General features: G+C 32.5%; 4 protein-coding genes. 3 read left to right on the top strand and 1 reads right to left on the bottom strand.

From position 1 onward, the window contains the following. Positions 1 to 95: 95 nt before the first annotated feature. Positions 96 to 692: a hypothetical protein gene (locus AB3X49_RS21235; protein WP_002016022.1), complete on the top strand. Its 597-nt coding sequence runs from the start codon at positions 96 to 98 to the stop codon at positions 690 to 692. Between the two features lie 20 nt (positions 693 to 712). After that, a complete protein-coding gene (locus AB3X49_RS21230; protein WP_367964565.1) occupies positions 713 to 1,000 on the top strand; it encodes a DUF3986 family protein in 288 nt (95 codons plus the stop codon). Positions 1,001 to 1,092: 92 nt separating this feature from the next. On the opposite strand, the gene AB3X49_RS21225 is transcribed toward AB3X49_RS21230, so the two are convergent. Then, positions 1,093 to 1,188 carry a DUF3967 domain-containing protein gene (locus AB3X49_RS21225; RefSeq protein WP_002089497.1) on the bottom strand — a complete coding sequence of 32 codons (96 nt, stop codon included), beginning with the start codon at positions 1,186 to 1,188 and terminating at the stop codon, positions 1,093 to 1,095. A 371-nt stretch (positions 1,189 to 1,559) separates the two neighbouring features. Between AB3X49_RS21225 and murB the strand changes: the two genes are divergently transcribed. After that, positions 1,560 to 2,477 (top strand): UDP-N-acetylmuramate dehydrogenase, encoded by a 918-nt coding sequence (gene murB, locus AB3X49_RS21220; RefSeq protein ID WP_120342002.1) that lies wholly within the window; start codon positions 1,560 to 1,562, stop codon positions 2,475 to 2,477. Positions 2,478 to 2,488 lie beyond the last annotated feature (11 nt).

Genomic DNA, 2,488 nt, shown 5'->3' with positions numbered 1-2,488 from the left:
ATTTTATATTTTGTAATATTTGATAGTGAGAAATAATAGGAAATATAAATTTTAGTTATTTCCCACTATTATAAAATTTGAGAGGGGAATGGTAGATGAGAATTATAGCTGGGATACTTTCTTTCGTGTTAATGTTTAGTTTTGCATTGCCATCATTTGTTGATGCAACTGTTGAATTAAATGATGATACAATTGTCGAAGAATATGTTCCTGAAGAAGATGGTGGTATTGATTTATCTAATGTCGATGTTTCTAACTTCGATTTTGAAAAATTCGAGAACGAATATGATTTTTTAGTAACTGACCCTGTATTTTTACAATTAGAAGGAGAACTAAGTAAACCAAGAGTTGAATATGTTATTGAAAAAAATCCTCTTACAGGTGAATTAATAGTTAAACAAGAAATATTACCAGCTCTTGTTATTGGAGCATTAAGGGTTTTAACTTCAAAAGCGGGAAGAACAGCTGCAGATAAAGGTTGGAAAATAGCGAGACCTTATGTACAAAAAGCATTAGACGCACCAAATAAATATATTCTTGAAGGTCCATATAAAACTAGAATTATTCAAGTCAGATCTAAAGTTACTAAAAAAGTGTTATTTAGGTTGGATTATGGTCCAGTAAAAAATAAAGGACCATATTTACATTATCATGTCCCGCCAAATTTGAATGATCATCATATTATTTGGTAAAGGAGAGATTATTTAATAGTATGTGTAACTATGAAGAACACCAACATATGCATATAGGATATTATGAAGATGGATATGATTTAGAAGTTATTGCATATAAGAAAATAGACAAGCCTATATGGGATGTTTTTATTGAAGAATATGAAGCTGACGCGGATTTTTTGTATGAATATGCTAGTAAACATAATTTAGGTGAAAAATTTGTTGGTTACGGTTTGAAAATATTTTCAATAGGGGATAAACATGCTACTGAAGAACAATTTAGATTAATTTTTGAAAAGTGGTTAAAAACTAATAGCATTGTTTAAAAATTGGTTTATCTTTATTCCACTAATCGAAAAGGTAGAAAAGTATACTTTTCTACCTTTTTGTAGTTTATATACAAACCTTACCAAAACTTCTACCACGGCTTTTTCTTCTCTTTCGCAACTGCCACTTCATCTTGAAATTCCTTCGTTAAATCCTTTGATTCCTGTATCTCACTTAGTATCTTCATGAGAGTCTTATCTCCCGCTTTCAATCGATTTTCTTATATGTCATAAACAAAGTAAAGATTACAAAAAAATACCACTTTATTTTCGTATGGTATAGTAAGATACTGAAGGATAGTGTTTTGAAAAAGTAATATATTTTACAAATTGTTGTCTTTCTGATGACATGTCAAGTTTAGTAGCCCATTTGGGTTGCTTTATTATGCAATATATATTTTAATATGAGTGGCACCTCTTATAAATTAAGAGGTTTATAGGTGTCTCGAATTGATTTTGGGTACACTGTATCCACCACTTTAGGTTCGTTCATGTATGTGGGGATATTATGGGCCCGTATAACGGGATAAAAAGAATATAGAAATAGAGGAATCGTAAAATGAATATGCAAGAGGTTTATAAATATTTAAGTACGGTATTGCCTGAAGGTCATGTGAAACAAGATGAAATGTTAAAGAATCATACGCATATTAAAGTTGGCGGCAAAGCAGATGTGTTCGTTGCGCCGACAAATTATGATGAAATTCAAGAAGTTATTAAATATGCTAACGAATATAATATTCCAGTTACGTTTTTAGGAAATGGATCGAATGTCATTATTAAAGATGGTGGAATTCGCGGGATTATAGTAAGTTTAATTCACATTACAGGTGTGACTGTAACAGGAACGACGATTGTGGCACAGTGTGGTGCAGCAATTATTGATGTATCACGAATTGCATTAGATCATAATTTAACGGGTCTTGAGTTTGCTTGTGGTATTCCAGGTTCAGTTGGCGGAGCATTATATATGAATGCTGGTGCTTACGGCGGTGAAGTATCGTTTGTATTAACAGAAGCTGTCGTAATGACAGGTGATGGAGAGCTACGTACTTTAACGAAAGAAGCATTTGAATTTGGATATCGTAAGAGTGTATTTGCAAACAACCATTACATTATTCTTGAAGCGAGATTTGAGCTTCAAGAAGGTGTGCGTGAAGAAATTAAAGAAAAAATGGATGATTTAACGTTTAAACGTGAGTCAAAACAACCTCTAGAATATCCTTCATGTGGTAGCGTATTTAAGCGCCCACCAAATAACTTTGCTGGTAAATTGATTCAAGAATCAGGACTACAAGGTAAGCGAATTGGCGGAGTGGAAGTTTCTGTAAAACACGCTGGATTTATGGTGAATGTTGATAACGGAACAGCACAAGATTACATTGATTTAATTCACTTTGTACAAAAGACTGTTGAAGAGAAATTTGGCGTGAAGTTAGAGCGAGAAGTAAGGATTATTGGAGAAGATAAAGAATAACGAAATACGTA

The organism is Bacillus sp. C30, assembly GCF_040838255.1.
In the GTDB taxonomy this organism is placed as follows: domain Bacteria; phylum Bacillota; class Bacilli; order Bacillales; family Bacillaceae_G; genus Bacillus_A; species Bacillus_A mycoides.
This window is presented reverse-complemented; position numbering and strand designations above follow the sequence as displayed.